The following is a 2,113-nucleotide window of genomic DNA, read 5'->3' as shown; positions in this document are numbered from 1 at the left end:
ACCAGATCACCGGCGAGTCGGAGTTCAACGAGGTGTTCATCGAGAACGCCCCGATTCCCGCCGAGAACCTGATCGGTGACCCCGGCGACGGCTGGTCGGTGCTGCAGACCGCACTCGGCTACGAGCGACGGCTGATGGGCGACCTGGCCCGGACGTCGAAGAGCAGCCGTCGGCTGGCCCCGGAACAGCAGCACCGGCTGGTGGAGCTGGCCCGGCAGGCCGGGAAGCTCGATGACGCACACGTCCGCCAGCAGATCGCCCGGGTCGACGCACTGGCCACCGTCAACCGGTGGAACAACCAGCGCGCCAAGGCCGCAACCGACCGCACCGAGGCGGCCGCCCTGCTCGCGCTGGGCAAGATCGCCATGTCGCGGATCCTGCACGAGACGGCTCGGGTGGAGACCGAGATCGTCGGCGCCGAGGCGATGCTGACCGGCCCGGAGCACCCGGCCGGCGACGGGGTGACGTTCCGGGCGCTGAACGCCTACTTCACCTCGATCGGCGGCGGCACCGACCAGATCCAGCGAAACACCATCGGCGAGCGGGTGCTCGGCCTGCCGAAGGACCCCGACCCGTACCGCAACGCCCCGTTTCGGGAGCTACCGCACTAAACTAAAAGCGGCCGGCCGGCCGGCCGCTCCATCCGGCCCGTTGTGGTCGATCACGAATCTCCGGCCTCGGCGGCGCCGGTCAACAGCGTGCGCAGGTCCTGGACGAAGCCGTCGGTGTCGGTGAGTCCGAAGACCGTGCGCTGCACGATGAACCCCTGCAGCAGCGCTATCACCACCCGGGTCCCCCGGTCGGGATCCCGGTCGGCGGGGATCGTCCCGGCCCGCTGCCCTCGACGCAGAGCCGCGACGATCCCCTGACGCGCACGATCGAAGCCCGCCATCACCTGCTGCCGTCGATCGTCGTTGCGCAGCAGCTCCCCCCACGCCTCGACGGCACAGCGCTGGAACTCGTCGACCGGAATGGGTCGGCCCGCGGCGTCGACGCCCTCGGTACCGACCAGGTCGATCATGGCGGCGGCGATGTCGGCAACCGTCGGGGGCGGGCCCTGATCGAGGAGGCGCATCAGCTCCCCGGTCCTGGTCACGAACGTCTCCCCGACGATCTCGACGATCATCTCCTCCTTGCCGGCGAAGTAACGGTAGGGCGCTCCCGCCGACAGGCCCGCCTCGGCCGCGATCTCAAGCATCGAGGTTTGCCGGAAGCCGTCGCGGGCGAAGCAGCGCCTGGCTGCGGCGACGATCTCGGCGCGTCGGGCCTCGCGCCGCTCGGGGGTGAGGCGGGGCATTGCGGACCCCTTTCCGGGTTGCGACCCAACCCACTTCCGTAAATGATCACTCACCTTGACAACGATGTCGACCCTCGTCATAGTAAATGGGCATTCACCAAAGGACGGTCGTGGTGAGATCACCCAACTCACGGTGGCGTCACGGCAGGCAGCATCAGAGGACTATCGCCGTGGACTGGAACATGTTCGGCACGAACTGGCGCCTCTTCGGCGACCTGGGGGTGGTCGCCTTCCTGGCGTTGCTGGCCGCCGGAACGGGCATTGTCTTCCATATCCGGCGGCTGCGTGCGCGCACGCCGCTGCCGATCAGCGAGGGCATCGGGGCGCGCAAAACGGTCCTGAACAAGGTGCGTCGCCGCGAACCGCTCACGCCCGAGGAGTTGGAGTTCGCCAGCCGCGTCATCGCCGACCACCGGGTGCCGCTGGCGTTCTGCATCCCGGCCGCGATTTTCTCGCTGGGCTGCTTCTACGTGCTCGGTAATCTCGAGCAGCTGCATGGCGCCACGCCGTCGGAACGCACCTTCATCGGGGTGATCCCGATGTTCAGCTCGCTCAACATCACCGGGCAGCTGCTGCGGGTGGCGAAGCTGAAGAAGCACCTCCCCGCTCCGGTCGCCGAGTGAGCCCGCCGTCGTCGCGTCGGCGGCTGCTGGCGCGTGTCTGGATGCCGCTGGTCGCGGTCGCCGCGGTCGGGGTTGCCGCGCTGTGCATGGCGCAGGTCCACCAGATGTCGGCCCCCGGGCCGGTTCTGACGGTCAACCCGCCGCAGGCGCCCCCGGAGTTCAACCCGAAGAAGCTCAGCTACCAGGTGTTCGG

The 2,113-nt window shown here is 69.0% G+C and carries 4 protein-coding genes; 3 read left to right on the top strand and 1 reads right to left on the bottom strand.

The annotated features are described in order from the left end of the window. On the top strand, nt 1-611 hold a 611-nt coding region (locus AC2VNT_RS09480), incomplete at its 5' end, for an acyl-CoA dehydrogenase family protein (RefSeq protein WP_486946614.1). A gap of 50 nt (nt 612-661) precedes the next feature. Here the strand turns inward: AC2VNT_RS09480 and AC2VNT_RS09475 are convergent. Then, entirely contained in the window at nt 662-1,297 is a 636-nt protein-coding gene (locus AC2VNT_RS09475) for a TetR/AcrR family transcriptional regulator (protein ID WP_486946613.1), read from the bottom strand. 170 nt (nt 1,298-1,467) lie between these two features. Between AC2VNT_RS09475 and AC2VNT_RS09470 the strand changes: the two genes are divergently transcribed. After that, nucleotides 1,468-1,920, top strand: a complete 453-nt coding sequence (locus tag AC2VNT_RS09470) for a hypothetical protein (RefSeq protein WP_486946612.1) — start codon at nt 1,468-1,470, stop codon at nt 1,918-1,920. 23 nt (nt 1,921-1,943) lie between these two features. Then, a partial coding sequence (locus AC2VNT_RS09465) for an MmpS family transport accessory protein (protein ID WP_486946615.1) occupies nt 1,944-2,113 on the top strand: 170 nt, incomplete at its 3' end.

The organism is Mycobacterium sp. TH-M15 (assembly GCF_057473705.1).
The sequence above is the reverse complement of the archived record's forward strand: the minus strand, read 5'-3'. Positions and strand labels throughout refer to the sequence as shown.

Excerpts from the sequence above, each read along its gene's own strand:
- AC2VNT_RS09475 (WP_486946613.1), bottom strand. The coding sequence starts at position 1,297 with ATGCCCCGCCTCACCCCCGAGCGGCGCGAGGCCCGACGCGCCGAGATC.